At 66.2% G+C, this 13,423-nt stretch carries 16 protein-coding genes; 9 read left to right on the forward strand and 7 right to left on the reverse strand.

What is annotated here, in order from left to right; translation table 11 throughout:
• Positions 1–43 precede the first annotated feature (43 nt).
• Positions 44–1,222 carry a PA0069 family radical SAM protein gene (locus AC5LXK_RS05245; RefSeq protein WP_493390620.1) on the forward strand — a complete coding sequence of 393 codons (1,179 nt, stop codon included), beginning with the start codon at positions 44–46 and terminating at the stop codon, positions 1,220–1,222.
• Positions 1,223–1,286: 64 nt separating this feature from the next.
• Here AC5LXK_RS05245 and AC5LXK_RS05250 read toward each other — a convergent pair whose 3' ends face one another.
• Together AC5LXK_RS05250 and AC5LXK_RS05255 are read right to left on the reverse strand one after the other, a co-directional pair.
• Entirely contained in the window at positions 1,287–1,754 is a 468-nt protein-coding gene (locus AC5LXK_RS05250) for an NINE protein (protein ID WP_493390621.1), read from the reverse strand.
• Between the two features lie 109 nt (positions 1,755–1,863).
• Positions 1,864–3,003 carry a PQQ-dependent sugar dehydrogenase gene (locus tag AC5LXK_RS05255; protein ID WP_493390622.1) on the reverse strand — a complete coding sequence of 380 codons (1,140 nt, stop codon included), beginning with the start codon at positions 3,001–3,003 and terminating at the stop codon, positions 1,864–1,866.
• 152 nt (positions 3,004–3,155) lie between these two features.
• Between AC5LXK_RS05255 and rpsP the strand changes: the two genes are divergently transcribed.
• The 6 genes from rpsP (at position 3,156) to AC5LXK_RS05285 (ending at position 7,285) form a co-directional block, all read left to right on the forward strand.
• A complete protein-coding gene (rpsP, locus tag AC5LXK_RS05260) occupies positions 3,156–3,410 on the forward strand; it encodes a 30S ribosomal protein S16 (protein ID WP_006476550.1) in 255 nt (84 codons plus the stop codon).
• A gap of 42 nt (positions 3,411–3,452) precedes the next feature.
• Positions 3,453–4,130 carry a ribosome maturation factor RimM gene (gene rimM, locus AC5LXK_RS05265; protein WP_493390623.1) on the forward strand — a complete coding sequence of 226 codons (678 nt, stop codon included), beginning with the start codon at positions 3,453–3,455 and terminating at the stop codon, positions 4,128–4,130.
• A 1-nt stretch (position 4,131) separates the two neighbouring features.
• On the forward strand, positions 4,132–4,926 hold the full coding sequence (gene trmD, locus AC5LXK_RS05270; protein ID WP_493390624.1) for a tRNA (guanosine(37)-N1)-methyltransferase TrmD: 795 nt from the start codon (positions 4,132–4,134) through the stop codon (positions 4,924–4,926).
• Between the two features lie 133 nt (positions 4,927–5,059).
• Complete coding sequence (rplS, locus tag AC5LXK_RS05275) at positions 5,060–5,452, forward strand: 50S ribosomal protein L19 (protein ID WP_166957536.1); 393 nt, start codon at positions 5,060–5,062, stop codon at positions 5,450–5,452.
• 87 nt (positions 5,453–5,539) lie between these two features.
• The gene (locus tag AC5LXK_RS05280; protein WP_493390625.1) at positions 5,540–6,226 is read left to right on the forward strand and encodes a CoA pyrophosphatase; all 687 of its coding nucleotides are present in this window, start codon (positions 5,540–5,542) and stop codon (positions 6,224–6,226) included.
• A gap of 120 nt (positions 6,227–6,346) precedes the next feature.
• Positions 6,347–7,285 carry a CobD/CbiB family protein gene (locus AC5LXK_RS05285; protein WP_493390626.1) on the forward strand — a complete coding sequence of 313 codons (939 nt, stop codon included), beginning with the start codon at positions 6,347–6,349 and terminating at the stop codon, positions 7,283–7,285.
• Between the two features lie 63 nt (positions 7,286–7,348).
• Here the strand turns inward: AC5LXK_RS05285 and AC5LXK_RS05290 are convergent, their stop codons facing one another.
• The 3 genes from AC5LXK_RS05290 to AC5LXK_RS05300 form a co-directional block, all read right to left on the reverse strand.
• Positions 7,349–7,666 (reverse strand): putative signal transducing protein, encoded by a 318-nt coding sequence (locus tag AC5LXK_RS05290; RefSeq protein ID WP_021159739.1) that lies wholly within the window; start codon positions 7,664–7,666, stop codon positions 7,349–7,351.
• A 65-nt stretch (positions 7,667–7,731) separates the two neighbouring features.
• Positions 7,732–8,673 carry a ribosome small subunit-dependent GTPase A gene (gene rsgA, locus AC5LXK_RS05295; protein ID WP_493390627.1) on the reverse strand — a complete coding sequence of 314 codons (942 nt, stop codon included), beginning with the start codon at positions 8,671–8,673 and terminating at the stop codon, positions 7,732–7,734.
• Positions 8,670–9,929 (reverse strand): M48 family metallopeptidase, encoded by a 1,260-nt coding sequence (locus tag AC5LXK_RS05300; protein ID WP_493390628.1) that lies wholly within the window; start codon positions 9,927–9,929, stop codon positions 8,670–8,672. Before AC5LXK_RS05300 ends, rsgA begins: the two co-directional genes overlap by 4 nt.
• 117 nt (positions 9,930–10,046) lie before the next feature.
• On the opposite strand from AC5LXK_RS05300, the gene orn reads away from it, so the two are divergent.
• Entirely contained in the window at positions 10,047–10,667 is a 621-nt protein-coding gene (gene orn, locus AC5LXK_RS05305) for an oligoribonuclease (RefSeq protein ID WP_493390629.1), read from the forward strand.
• 34 nt (positions 10,668–10,701) lie between these two features.
• Here the strand turns inward: orn and mog are convergent, their stop codons facing one another.
• Positions 10,702–11,310, reverse strand: coding sequence for a molybdopterin adenylyltransferase (gene mog / locus AC5LXK_RS05310; protein WP_080681382.1), 609 nt, complete (start codon positions 11,308–11,310; stop codon positions 10,702–10,704).
• Positions 11,294–11,896, reverse strand: a complete 603-nt coding sequence (gene yjgA, locus AC5LXK_RS05315; RefSeq protein ID WP_493390630.1) for a ribosome biogenesis factor YjgA — start codon at positions 11,894–11,896, stop codon at positions 11,294–11,296. The genes mog and yjgA overlap by 17 nt, the downstream gene beginning before the upstream one ends.
• A gap of 127 nt (positions 11,897–12,023) precedes the next feature.
• Between yjgA and pmbA the strand changes: the two genes are divergently transcribed.
• Entirely contained in the window at positions 12,024–13,394 is a 1,371-nt protein-coding gene (gene pmbA / locus AC5LXK_RS05320) for a metalloprotease PmbA (protein WP_493390631.1), read from the forward strand.
• The last annotated feature ends 29 nt before the right edge of the window (positions 13,395–13,423 follow it).

Consider the following 13,423-nt stretch of genomic DNA (forward strand, 5'->3'; position numbering starts at 1 on the left):
TGCACCCAATACTGTATAAATGTACAGTATTGGGTGCAGGCGAATGGGTGGGCACATGGACGATCGGTCCGACAACGAATTTCCGGTAGCGCCGCCCGTGCCCCGCAAGGGGCGCGGTGCGGTCGACAACCTGCAGGGGCGGTATGAAATCGCGCAGCGCGAGGCCGTTGACGACGGCTGGACGCACGAGTCCGACGATGCCGATTTCGCCGCGCCGCTGCGCACGCAGGTATTCGAGGAGCGCGCGAAGAGCATCCTGACGCACAACCAGTCGCCCGATATTCCGTTCAGCGTATCGCTCAATCCGTATCGCGGCTGCGAGCACGGTTGCATCTACTGCTTCGCGCGGCCGACGCACAGCTATCTCGGCCTGTCGCCGGGGCTCGATTTCGAAAGCCGCATCTACGCGAAGGTCAACGCGGCCGAGCTGCTCGAGCGCGAGATTTCGCGCAAGCGCTATGTACCGGAGCCGATCGCGCTCGGCGTCAATACCGATGCTTACCAGCCGGTCGAGCGCGACCTGCGCATCACGCGCAGCGTGATCCAGGTGATGCACGATCGCGGGTTGCCGTTCGCGGCGATCACGAAATCGTCGCTGATCGAGCGCGATCTCGACCTGCTCGCGCCGATGGCCGAACGCGGGCAGGTCATGGCGGCGGTCACGATCACGACACTCGATGCCGATCTCGCGCGCACGCTGGAGCCGCGCGCGGCAACGCCGGCGCGGCGGCTGCGCACGATCCGCGCGTTGCGCGACGCGGGCGTGCCGGTCGGCGTGAGCATTGCGCCGGTCATCCCGTTCGTGACCGAGCCGGACATGGAGCGCGTGCTCGAGGCTTGCGCGGAAGCCGGCGCGACGCATGCGAGCTACATCATCCTGCGGTTGCCGTGGGAGGTCGCGCCACTGTTCAAGAACTGGCTCGCCGCCCATTTTCCCGATCGTGCGGAGCGTGTGATGAACCGCGTGCGCGACATGCGCGGCGGCAAGGATTACGACTCGGATTTCGCGAAACGGATGAAGGGCGAGGGGATCTGGGCCGACCTGTTGCGGCAGCGCTTTCGCCAGATGGTCAAGCGGCTGGGGCTGAACGAGCGCACGAACGGCATTCTCGATCTGTCGCAGTTTCGTGGTGCGCCCGTTGCTGCGGCGCCGGTGCCGCGAGTCGCCGGGCGTGCGGCCGGCGCGAAGCCGCGCGACGACATGCAGCTGAATCTGTTCTGACGCGCGGGCAAGGCCGTCGCGTGTCGGCACCGGGCAACGAGCGCCGGTGCCGTGTTTGTTGCGCTTACTGCGAAATCTGCTTCGCCGCTTCGACCTGCGATTCGAAGTACGTCTGGAACGACAGCGCGAGCGCGGTCATCAACAGGAACGCGCCGATCAGCAGCGAGAAGATCACGACGAAGATCACCGTCCAGCCCGACTTGCTGTGCTTGCCGGTATCCGCGTTGAATTGCGCGTCCCATTTTTCGTCGGGGCGCAGCCCGTAGACGAGTGCGGCGAGGAACGCCGCCAGCAGCGAAATTGCGCCGGGTACTGCGAGCCACCAGCCGAGGCCGGCGCTGCGCTGGGTTGCCGCGAGCAGGAGGAAACCCGGGATGCCGACGATCGTCGCGAGCAGGTGCGCCCAGCCGTACACGTCACGGAAGCCGTACAGATAGAAGCGATGCGCACCAAGCGAGCCGAACAGGAACGCGAGGGCGGCGGTGAGCGTCTTGGAGCGGAAGCGGCGGGACGGTGCGGTGCTGCTGGACATGGATGGCGGCGTATTGTCGTTGGCATGGGCTGCCGGCGGGCCGGCACGGGCGCGCGGCCCGGCACGCATTCTACGATGCCCGGTCGGGCCCGGTCACCCCTTGCCTGCGTCAAGGTGCCGCATAGGTCACGCGGTAGATCGCGCCGGCGTAATCGTCGCTGACGAGCAGCGAGCCGTCCGGCAGCGGCAGCACGTCGGCCGGGCGGCCCCACACCGTACCGTCGGGCCGCAGCCAGCCGGTGACGAACGGCGTCTGGCGCGCGTGACTGCCGTCCGCCGATACGACCACGCGCATCACGCGGTAGCCGACCTTCGTGCTGCGGTTCCACGAGCCGTGTTCGGCAATGAACACGTTATTGCGATACGACGCCGGAAACATCGGCCCGGTGTAGAAGCGCATGCCGAGCGCTGCAACGTGCGCGCCGAGTTTCAGGACGGGCGGCACATAGCGGCGGCACACGTCGGCGCTGCCGAATTCGGGGTCGGGCGTGTCGCCGCCATGACAGTAAGGAAAGCCGAAGTCGAGGCCGGCACGCGGTGCGCGGTTCAGTTTGTCGTCGGGCACGTCGTCACCCATCATGTCGCGCCCGTTATCGGTGAACCACAGTTCACCCGTATCGGGGTGCCATGCGAAACCCACCGTGTTGCGCACACCGCGGGCGACCACCTCGCTTCCGGTGCCGTCGGCCTTCATCCGCGCGATGATCGCGTAGCGGCTGCGATCGGCGAGGCAGACGTTGCACGGTGCGCCGGTCGGCACGTAAAGCTTGCCGTCGGGGCCGAACGCGATGAATTTCCAGCCGTGATGGTGTTCGGTGGGCAGTGCGTCGGTCACGACGGCAGGGGCGGGTGGTGTGGCGAGCCGGTCGTCGATATGATCGAGGCGCAGGATGCGCGATACGGCTGATATATAGAGCGCGCCGTCGCGGTAGGCGACGCCGACGGGCATGTCGAGACCGGACGCGATCACATGGTGCGCGCTGATCCGGCCCTCATGCATCACGAACGCATGGACGCGGCCTTCCCGCGTGCCGACATACAGGATGCCGCGCGGCGACCACGCCATTTCGCGCGCGGCCGGTACCGCGTCGGTCAGCACCTCCACGCGGAAGCCGGGCGGCACGACGAGTTCGCCCACCGGCAGAGGCGCGGCAAACGCCGGTGCGGATACAAGGCATGCAAGGCCGGCAAGCAGCGCCGCGAAGCGGTGCCGCACGCGGCGCGTCGAGGCGGCGCGAAGGGGCGGCATGACGGTGGAAAACGTCCTGGACACAAAGATTGTATGCCCGCCCGGCGCGCGGTCCGCGGATTTTTTGCGCGTAAGTGTTTGTTGTACCTCTGGTTTCCGGCTATAATCGCGTGTTTCAGTAGTTTCGAACCCGGTTTTCCGAAGGACATCATATGGTTATCATCCGTCTGGCTCGTGGCGGCTCGAAGAAGCGCCCGTTCTACAACATCGTCGCTACCGATTCGCGCAACCGTCGTGACGGCCGCTTTATCGAGCGCGTCGGCTTCTACAACCCGGTCGCCACGAAGGGCGAATCGCTGCGTATCGCTCAGGATCGCCTGACGTACTGGCAAGGTGTTGGCGCGCAACTGTCGCCGACCGTCCAGCGTCTCGTGAAGGAAGCGCAAAAGGCGCAACCGGCTGCCTAACATGGCACGGTGTGCCGGTCGTGCCGGCTGTGAGGTGCATTGATGGCGGGTCACGATTCCGGTAATGCAAGGCGCGAGCGTGCGTCATTCGGCGCATTCGTCCGCAAGCCGGTCGAGCGCGACGCTGTCGCGAGCGCCGGTGAGACTGTCGAACAAGGCGGTCTCGAAGCGACGCAGGCCTGGCCCGACGATGCAGTCGAGGTCGGGGCGGTAGTCGACGCCTACGGCCTGAAGGGCTGGGTCAAGGTGGCGACGCATGCCGACGGCGGTCGCGGCGGCGACGCGTTGCTCAACGCGCGTCGCTGGTGGCTGGAACGCGGTGCGGAGCGGCTTTCCGTCCGCATCATGCAGTCGAAGACGCACAGCGACACTGTCGTTGCGCAACCCGCGGGCGTCAGCGACCGCGATGCCGCGCTCGCCATGCGCGGCTTTCGCGTGTTCGTACGCCGGGAAGATTTCCCGGCACTGGCCGCGGACGAATTCTATTGGGTCGACCTGATCGGTCTCGAGGTCGTCAACGAGCAATCGGTGGCGCTCGGGAAGGTGAGCGGGATGATCGACAACGGCGTGCATTCGATCATGCGTGTCGAGTATCCGGCGACCGGCAAAGACGGTCAGCCGACCACTGACGAGCGGTTGATTCCGTTCGTCGGCGTATACGTCAAAACGGTGGATCAGGCGGCGCGTCGTATCGTCGTCGACTGGGAAGCCGATTACTGAAATGAACCAGGTTACCGAGAGCGCGGTGCAGTTCGACGTCGTCACGCTCTTTCCCGAGATGTTCCGTGCACTGACCGACTGGGGAATCACCAGCCGGGCCGTCAAGCAAGGGCGCTTCGGGTTGCGCACCTGGAACCCGCGTGATTTCACGACGGACAACTACCGCACGGTCGACGATCGTCCGTACGGCGGCGGTCCGGGCATGGTGATGCTGGCGAAGCCGCTCGAAGCCGCCATCGATGCCGCGAAAGCGGCACAGGCGGAGCAGGGTATCGCGAGCACGCGTGTCGTGATGATGTCGCCGCAGGGCGCACCGCTCACGCACGATCGTGCGGTGCGGATGGCGCAGGAGCCCGGGGTCGTCGTGCTGTGCGGCCGCTATGAAGCGATCGACCAGCGTCTGCTCGACCGGTGCGTCGACGAGGAAATCAGCCTCGGCGATTTCGTGCTGTCGGGTGGCGAGTTGCCCGCGATGGCGATGATGGATGCAGTCGTGCGTTTGTTGCCCGGCGTGCTGAACGATTCGCTGTCGGCCGTGCAGGACAGTTTCGCCGATGGTCTGCTCGATTGTCCGCACTACACGCGCCCCGAGGAATACGATGGCGTGCGCGTGCCGGACGTGCTGCTCGGCGGGCATCATGCCGAGATCGAGCGGTGGCGGCGGCAGGAAGCATTGAGGAATACGTTGCGGAAGCGGCCGGACCTGATCGTCCGGGCGCGCCGCGAGAAGTTGTTGAGCCGGGCCGATGAGGCCTGGCTTGCGAACCTCGCACGCGAAGCGAAAGACGCCTCCTGAGGCGGCTGCGCGAGCGGGAATTGGCGGTGTCGTGCATGCGTGCGCGGCGCCTGATGTGAATCCATCCTCTATCGGGGCCAGGCCTGGAAGCAGGCGGGTGCCAACGCCGACACGATGGCATAAGGAGTCAGTAATGAATCTGATCGAAAAACTTGAGCAGGAAGAAATCGAGCGCGCGCTCGCCGGCAAGACGATCCCCGATTTCGCCCCGGGCGACACGGTGATCGTGAACGTGAACGTGGTTGAAGGTACCCGCAAGCGCGTTCAGGCTTACGAAGGCGTCGTGATCGCGATTCGCAGCCGTGGTCTGAACTCGAACTTCATCGTCCGCAAGATCTCGTCGGGCGAAGGCGTCGAGCGTACGTTCCAGACGTACTCGCCGCTGCTGGCAAGCATCGTCGTGAAGCGTCGCGGTGATGTGCGTCGTGCGAAGCTGTACTACCTGCGCGAGCGTTCGGGCAAGTCGGCTCGTATCAAGGAAAAGCTGGTGTCGAAGGATCGCGCCGCAGCAGCTTCCCAAGAGTAAGAGCTGTAAGGAAAAAGCACCCACCCGGGTGCTTTTTTCATTCTGGCGCGACAATATGCTCGATACGACACGAACCCGAGAGCCCCATTGAATCGCCGCCCCATCATCGATCCCGAAGTCCTGCCGGTCGAAGGCACCGGCGCCGGCCTGCCTGTCATCGATCCCCGGCTGATGACACCGTCCGGCTTGCGCGAACGCTTCGCGCGCACGCTCGAATGGAGCGTCGAACCCGGCGAAGCGCGGCTGCAGGAAGGCGTCGATCCGCGTAGCGCGGCCGTCCTCATACCGCTCGTCGTTCGCGAGTCGGGCCTCACCGTGCTGCTGACCCAGCGTGCCGATCACCTGAACGACCACGCCGGACAGATCAGCTTCCCTGGCGGCCGTCGTGAACCGTTCGATCGCGATGCGACCGCCACCGCACTGCGCGAGGCGAAGGAGGAGATCGGGCTGGCCGCAGAGCGCGTCGAGATCCTCGGAGCGCTGCCCGACTACCTGACCGGCACGGGTTTCTGCGTGGCACCGGTGGTCGGCCTCGTGCATCCTCCGTTCACCGTGCAGGCCGACACGTTCGAAGTCGCCGAGATATTCGAAGTGCCGCTCGCGTTTTTGATGAATCCCGCGAACCACCAGGTCCGCGTGTTCCGCTGGGAAGGCGGCGAGCGTCGTTTTTTTGCCATGCCCTATCCGAATGGCGAGCCGGGCGGGCATTACTTCATCTGGGGCGCAACTGCCGGCATGTTTCGCAATCTGTATCGCTTCTTGGCCGCCGGCTAGGCGGGTACACCGGCCGGCGTGCGCGGCCGGCTGCCGGGCGACCGCGCCGGCAGCCATGTGCGGCTTACGCTGTGCTATCGTTATGCGAAAAATGACATAACTCCGAAGACGGCGCCACGCATGACTTTCTTTTCGGTTCTCCTCGCTCTCATCATCGAACAGGTCCGCGCGTTGTCGCCGAACAATCCGGTGTTCGCGCTGTTCCAGTTTCATGCGGAAACCGTCGCGCATGGCCTCGACGCCGGCAAGCAGAAGCACGGCATCCTCGCATGGCTCGCAGTCGTGCTGCCTTGGGTGCTGATCGTCGCGCTGATCTATTTCCTGCTGTACAAGGTGAGCTTCGTGCTGGCGTTCCTGTGGAACGTCGTCGTCGTGTATTTCACGCTCGGCTTCCGCCAGTTCAGCCATTACTTCACCGATATCCACCTCGCGCTCAACAACGACGACGTGCCGCGTGCGCGCGAAATCCTCCACGAGTGGACGGGCATCGACACGGTCGACATGCCGGTCGGTGAAATCGTCCGCCATACGCTGATTCACGCGGTGATCGCTTCGCATCGTCACGTGTTCGGCGTGTTCTTCTGGTACGTGCTGCCGATCGGTCCGGCCGGCGCCGTGCTGTACCGGATTTCCGAATACCTCGCGCGCACCTGGTCGACGCCGGGCGACGACCGCACGGCCGCGTTCTCGACGTTCGCACAGCGTGCGTTCTTCGTGATCGACTGGATTCCCGCGCGTCTGACGGCGCTCGGCTTCGCGATCGTCGGCAATTTCGAGGATGCGATCTACGCGTGGCGCAATCACACGCGCCAGTGGCCCGACCCGAACGACGGCGTCCTGCTGGCAGCCGGCAGCGGCGCGCTCGGCGCACGTCTCGCGGGGCCGCTCGCGGAACCGTCGAGCCTCGATGCGCTGGCGGTCGGCGATAGCGGTCCGTTGACGGTCGGTGACGATTGCACGCCGCGCACGCTGCAGTCGGCGGTCGGCCTCGTATGGCGCGCGGTGATCCTGTGGATGATCCTGCTGCTGATGCTGACGCTCGCCGTGTGGGTGTCGTGACGGGGCAGAGCAGTACCCGATGAAAGAAAAGGCCGGCTGGATGCCGGCCTTTTTGCTGTGGGGTCAGTCGTCGCGCGGGTCGCGCACGGCGCCGCATTGCCAGCACGCGGTGAATTGCGCTTCGAGCGCTTCGCCGCACTGCCGGCAGCGCCATGGCGCCGCGCCGGCCGACGGGCCATGCGACGCGGCGTCGAGAAGGCGGCGGGCGAGCGCATCGTCGCGTTCGTCGTCGAGCCACAGCTCGGGCGTGCACGCATCGGCGGGCAACCCGCCGAGCGCGCCGGTCGCGTAGCAGTTATGCAGCTCGCAACCGATGCCGGCCACCTGAAGCACGTTGGCCCAATGCTGCGCGGTCGCGAGATCGGGTGCCTTGAAACGCATCGCGGCTCCTGTCGGTGAAGGCCGGCCCGCAGCATGCCGGCCGGCGCCGCGCGCATGTCGTGCGCTCAGCGGACGATCTGGCTCGCCTCGTGCACGAGCTGCGCGTACAGCGCATGCCGCGTCGGCGCGATGCGGCCGTCGGCGACGGCTTCGAGAATCGCGCAGCCGGGCTCGTGCAGATGATGACAATTATAGAAACGGCAGTCCGCGAGCAGCGGACGGAACTCCGGAAATGCGCGCTCGAGACGGCCTTCCGTCAGGTGGTAGAGGCCGAATTCCTGGAAGCCCGGCGAATCGATCAGTGCACCGCCGCCTTCCAGCGGGTAGAGGCGCGTGAACGTCGTCGTGTGACGGCCGCTGTTGAGCGCGGCCGAAATCTCGCGCGTGGCGGCTTCGGCGTCGGGCACGAGCAGGTTCACGAGCGTCGACTTGCCCATCCCGGACTGGCCGAGCAGGATCGTCGAATGCCCGGCGAGGTGCGGCATCAGTTGCGCGCGCGCGTCGTCGGGCGAACCCTTCACCGACAGCTCGAGCACGTCATAGCCCAGCGCGCGGTAGGGCGCGAGGCGCTCGCGCGCGACCGGCAGCGCGGCTTCGACGTCGATCTTGTTCAGCACGACGAGCGGCTTCAGCTCGTTTGCTTCGGCGGCGATCAGCGCGCGGCCGAGCAGGTCTTCGCTGAAATAGGGCTCGGTCGCGAGCACGATCAGCAACTGGTCGAGGTTGGCCGCGAACAGCTTCGACTTGAACTGGTCGGAGCGGTACAGCAGGTTGCGCCGTTCGCCGATCTCGACGATCACGCCCTGGTCGGCAGACGCGAGTTCGTACACGACGCGGTCGCCGACCGCGATGTCGCTCTTCTTGCCGCGCGGGAAGCACTGCAGCATCGGGCCGCCATCGTCGGGGGCGACGATGTAGTGACGCCCGTGCGCCGCGATCACGCGGCCTTCGACCCGTTGCGCGCTCGACGCGCGCGGGGCCGGCTTGCGGGAAGTCGGGCGGCTCATGCGTGTTGCAGCAGGCGGTCGATCCGCTGCGACGCAGGCGGATGCGAATAGTAGAAGGCCGTGTAGACGGGGTCGGGCGTGAGCGTCGACGCGTTGTCCTCGTAGAGCTTCACGAGCGCGCTGACGAGATCCTGAGCGTCGGTCTGGCTGGCCGCGAACGCGTCGGCCTCGAATTCGTGCTTGCGCGACGTGAGGCTGCCGAACGGCGTCGCGAAGAACAGGAACACCGGAATCGCGAGGAAGAACAGCACGAGCGCGGCGCCTGCATTGCTGGTGTCGAGCGACGGTATGACGCCGAGCCCCGTATAGAACCACGTGCGTTGCGCGAGCCAGCCGAGCAGCGCGAGCAGCACGAGGCTCAGCACGAACGACACCAGCATCCGCTTCATCACGTGGCGGCGCTTGAAGTGACCGAGTTCGTGCGCGAGCACGGCCTCGATTTCCTGGCCGGACAGGCGCGCGAGCAGCGTGTCGAAGAACACGATCCGTTTCGAGGCGCCGAAGCCCGTGAAATACGCATTGCCGTGCGCGGAGCGGCGGCTGCCGTCCATCACGAACAGCCCCTTTGCCGCGAAGCCGCAGCGCTTCATCAGCGACTCGATGCGCGAGCGCAGCGCGTCGTCCTTCAGCGGCTCGAACTTGTTGAAGATCGGTGCGATGAAGGTCGGGTAGATCAGCAGCACGAGCATCTGGAACGCGACCCAGACGATCCAGGTCCACAGCCACCACAGACTGCCGGCCTGGTTCATCAGCCACAGCACGACGAACAGCAGCGGCAGGCCGAGCGCGGCGCCGAGCAGCGAGTTCTTCAGCATGTCGGTGAAGAACAGCCGTTTCGTCATCCGGTTGAAGCCGAACCGCTGCTCGATCCCGAACTGGCGGTAATACTCGAACGGGATGTCGATCACGCTCGTGATCACGAGCACCGCGGCGACGAGCGCGACCTGCTGCCCGTAGCCGCGGCCGACCCAGCCGGTCAGCAGCGTGTCGAGCGCGCCGACGCCGCCGAGCAGCGTGAGGCCGACCAGCACGGCTGCGCTGACGACGATTTCAAGCATCGTCAGACGGGTGCGCTCGACCGTGTAGTCGGCCGCGCGCTGGTGGGCGGTCAGCGGGATGGTGGCGCTGAACTGCGCGGGCACGCCGTTGCGGTGCGCGGCGACGAAGCGGATCTGCCGCGACGCGAGCCACAGCTTGGTGACGACCATCGCGAGTACGGCGAGCGCGAACAGCAGGGTGAACGAAAAGGGTGACATCGAAGGCGCCAAAGGGTTCTATGCGAGAATTATATGTTCTTGCGGACCGGCCCCGCTGATGCGATGCCGGCCGCCCGGGCGGCGCCGTGCGCCGTCCGCCATTTTCCAGGATGACTCATGACCGATACCGCCGCTCCCACCAGCCAGCCCGCGCTCGTGCGCAACGAGTTGAACCTCGTCTGGCTCGACATGGAGATGACGGGCCTCGACCCGGATAACGACCGCATCATTGAGATCGCGGTCGTCGTGACCAATTCCACGCTCGACGTGGCCGTCGAAGGCCCCGTGTTCGCGATCCACCAGAGCGACGAAACGCTCGCGAAGATGGACGACTGGAACAAGTCGACGCATGGCCGCTCGGGCCTGATCGACCGCGTGCGTGCATCGACCGTGACCGAGGCGGAAGCCGCCGCGCAACTGCAGGCGTTCCTCGCGCAGTACGTGTCGCCGGGCAAGTCGCCGATGTGCGGCAACTCGATCTGCCAGGACCGCCGCTTCATGGCGCGCTGGATGCCGGAATTCGAGCGGTTCTTCCACTACCGCAACCTCGACGTCAGTACGCTCAAGGAGCTGTGCCGCCGCTGGCAGCCCGCGATCTACAAGGGTTTCCAGAAGCGTGCGATGCACACGGCGCTCGCGGACATCCACGAGTCGATCGACGAGCTGAAGTATTACCGCGAGCATTTCCTGATTCCGGCAGCGTCGGCGCCGGCAGGCGAGTCCGCACCGGCTGCCTGAGCGGGCCGGCACGCGCCCGGCGCCCGGCAAACGCTCAGCGCCGCGCGCTTTTCGGCCGGAACGCCGCGACCACCGCGGCGTCGGTCTCGATGTACGGGCCGCCGATCAGGTCGATGCAGTAGGGCACTGCAGCGAAGATGCCGGGCACGGTCGACTTGCCGTCGGCATCGCGCAGCCCTTCGAGCGTTTCCCGGATCGACTTCGGCTGGCCGGGCAGGTTGATGATCAGCGCCGCATGGTCGGCCGTCTCGCGGATCACCGCGACCTGACGCGACAGGATCGCGGTCGGCACGAAATTCAGGCTGATCTGCCGCATCTGTTCGCCGAATCCCGGCATTTCCTTCGTCGCCACGGCCAGCGTGGCCTCGGGCGTCACGTCACGGCGCGCGGGGCCCGTGCCGCCCGTCGTCAGCACGAGGTCGCACCCCGCGACGTCGACGAGCTCGGCGAGCGTGGCCGAAATCGTCGGCGCATCGTCCTGGATCAGCCGCGTTTCGGCGCGCCACGGCGAAACGAGCGCGCCGGCGAGCCATTCCTGCAGTGCCGGAATGCCCTTGTCCTCGTAGACGCCCGTGCTTGCGCGGTCGCTGATCGACACGAGGCCGACGACGAGCTCGTCCGGGTGGTTACGCTTCGTCGTCATGGTCGTCTTCGGTGTCGTCCGACGCATCTTCGCCCGCATCGGGCGTGCCGCTCGCGGTCTTGATCCACTGGAACAGCTCGCGGAAATAGCGCGGCGGCTTGCCTTGCTGCGCTTCCTTGCGTGCGTTGCGGATCAGCGTGCGGCCTTCCTGGATATCCGCTTCCGGGTGCTGGCGCAGGAACTCGGTCAGCGCATCGTCGTTGGCGAGCAACTGGTCGCGGGTGCGCTCGATCCAGTGCAGGCGGGCCGTCGCGGCCTTGTTCACGCCGCGTTGCGCGTCGAGTGCGGTGCGCAGCGCCGCCGTTTCGTCGTCGGTCAGCGAGCGCATCACGCGGCCGACGTACTGGAGCTGGCGGCGCTTGCCTTCGTGATCGGTGATCCGGCGCGCTTCACGGACGGCGTCCGAGAGACTTTCGGGCATCGGCATGCGCTTCAGCGCGTCTTTCGGCAGATCGACGAGCGCCTGGCCGAGCACCTGCAACTCGTGCATCTCGCGCTTCAACTGGGATTTGCTGGGGCGATCGTAGCCATTGTCGTCTTCTTCGACGGCATGCTCGATCGGCTGGATTCGGGTTTTGCGTGTCATGGGCCGCATTGTATCGCGGCGCGAACCCCCCAAGCTTGTCTGTGTCCGGCCCCGGACCTTGCTATGATCGCGGGATACGCAACATTTTGACCATGCGGGCGCCCGCCCGCCACCGGATACCAAGACGATGGCAGCCAATCTCGACGTACAAGCGCGCTATTTCCCGCACACGCAGGACCAGCTCAAGGAAATCGCGTCGGACATCCTTCGCCATGCGAAGGCACTCGGCGCGTCGGACGCCGCGACCGAAATCTCCGAAGGCGACGGCCTGTCGGTGTCGGTGCGCCGCGGCGAAGTCGAAACGATCGAGCACAACCGCGACAAGATGGTCGGCGTGACCGTCTTCATCGGCAAGAAGCGCGGCAACGCGAGCACGTCGGACTTCTCGCCGGCCGCGATCAAGGATACCGTCGCGGCCGCCTACAACATCGCGCGCTTCACGGCCGAGGACGAAGCGGCCGGCCTCGCCGAGGCCGAGCTGCTGGAAACCGACCCGCGCGACCTCGATCTGTACCACCCGTGGGCGCTGACGGCCGACGAGGCCGTCGAGCTGGCCCGCCGCGCGGAAGACGCGGCCTTCGCGGTCAGCCCGCAGATCCGCAATTCGGAAGGCGCAAGCGTATCCGCGCAGCATTCGCAGTTCGTGCTGGCGACGTCGCGCGGCTTCCTCTCCGGCTACCCGTACTCGCGTCACTACATCGCATGCGCGCCGATCGCGGGCAGCGGCCGTCACATGCAGCGCGACGACTGGTATTCGTCGAAGCGCAGCGCGATCGACCTCGCCGCGCCCGAGGCGGTGGGCCGTTATGCGGCCGAACGTGCGCTCGCGCGAATGGGCGCGCGCTGTCTCGACACCCGCAAGGTTCCCGTGCTGTTCGAGGCACCGCTCGCGGCCGGCCTGCTCGGCGCATTCGTGCAGGCGGTGAGCGGCGGTGCGCTGTACCGCAAGACGTCGTTCCTCGTCGACAGCCTCGGCAAGCCGGTGTTCGCGCCGCACATCCAGGTCGTCGAGGATCCGCACGTGCCGCGCGCGATGGGCAGCGCGCCGTTCGACGAGGAAGGCGTGCGTACGCGTGCGCGCAGCGTCGTGAAGGACGGTGTCGTCGAAGGCTACTTCCTGTCGACCTATTCGGCACGCAAGCTCGGTACGCAGACCACCGGCAACGCGGGCGGCTCGCACAACCTCGCGTTGCGCAGCTCGAATACGCAGTCGGGCGACGACTTCGACGCGATGCTGAAGAAGCTCGGCACGGGCCTGCTGCTGACCGAGTTGATGGGGCAGGGCGTGAACTATGTGACGGGCGACTATTCGCGCGGCGCGGCGGGTTTCTGGGTCGAGAACGGCGTGATCCAGTATCCGGTCGAGGAAATCACCGTCGCCAGCACGTTGCAGGAGATGTTCCGCCATATCGTCGCGATCGGTGCGGATTCGATCGTGCGTGGTACGAAGGAAGTGGGCTCGGTGCTGATCGAGCAGATGACGATCGCAGGGCAGTAAGCGGCGCGCGGCGCAGGCCGCCAGAAAAC

This window comes from Burkholderia pulmonis (assembly GCF_984667975.1).

Bases quoted from the DNA above. Each gene is read 5' to 3' on its own strand.
- trmD (WP_493390624.1), top strand. From the start codon at position 4,132: ATGAACCAGGTTACCGAGAGCGCGGTGCAGTTCGACGTCGTCACGCTC.
- AC5LXK_RS05255 (WP_493390622.1), bottom strand. From the start codon at position 3,003: ATGCCGCCCCTTCGCGCCGCCTCGACGCGCCGCGTGCGGCACCGCTTC.
- AC5LXK_RS05300 (WP_493390628.1), bottom strand. From the start codon at position 9,929: ATGTCACCCTTTTCGTTCACCCTGCTGTTCGCGCTCGCCGTACTCGCG.
- mog (WP_080681382.1), bottom strand. From the start codon at position 11,310: ATGACGACGAAGCGTAACCACCCGGACGAGCTCGTCGTCGGCCTCGTG.
- pmbA (WP_493390631.1), top strand. From the start codon at position 12,024: ATGGCAGCCAATCTCGACGTACAAGCGCGCTATTTCCCGCACACGCAG.
- orn (WP_493390629.1), top strand. From the start codon at position 10,047: ATGACCGATACCGCCGCTCCCACCAGCCAGCCCGCGCTCGTGCGCAAC.
- AC5LXK_RS05285 (WP_493390626.1), top strand. From the start codon at position 6,347: ATGACTTTCTTTTCGGTTCTCCTCGCTCTCATCATCGAACAGGTCCGC.
- rpsP (WP_006476550.1), top strand. From the start codon at position 3,156: ATGGTTATCATCCGTCTGGCTCGTGGCGGCTCGAAGAAGCGCCCGTTC.
- AC5LXK_RS05245 (WP_493390620.1), top strand. From the start codon at position 44: ATGGGTGGGCACATGGACGATCGGTCCGACAACGAATTTCCGGTAGCG.
- AC5LXK_RS05250 (WP_493390621.1), bottom strand. From the start codon at position 1,754: ATGTCCAGCAGCACCGCACCGTCCCGCCGCTTCCGCTCCAAGACGCTC.
- yjgA (WP_493390630.1), bottom strand. From the start codon at position 11,896: ATGACACGCAAAACCCGAATCCAGCCGATCGAGCATGCCGTCGAAGAA.
- rplS (WP_166957536.1), top strand. From the start codon at position 5,060: ATGAATCTGATCGAAAAACTTGAGCAGGAAGAAATCGAGCGCGCGCTC.
- rimM (WP_493390623.1), top strand. From the start codon at position 3,453: ATGGCGGGTCACGATTCCGGTAATGCAAGGCGCGAGCGTGCGTCATTC.
- AC5LXK_RS05290 (WP_021159739.1), bottom strand. From the start codon at position 7,666: ATGCGTTTCAAGGCACCCGATCTCGCGACCGCGCAGCATTGGGCCAAC.
- rsgA (WP_493390627.1), bottom strand. From the start codon at position 8,673: ATGAGCCGCCCGACTTCCCGCAAGCCGGCCCCGCGCGCGTCGAGCGCG.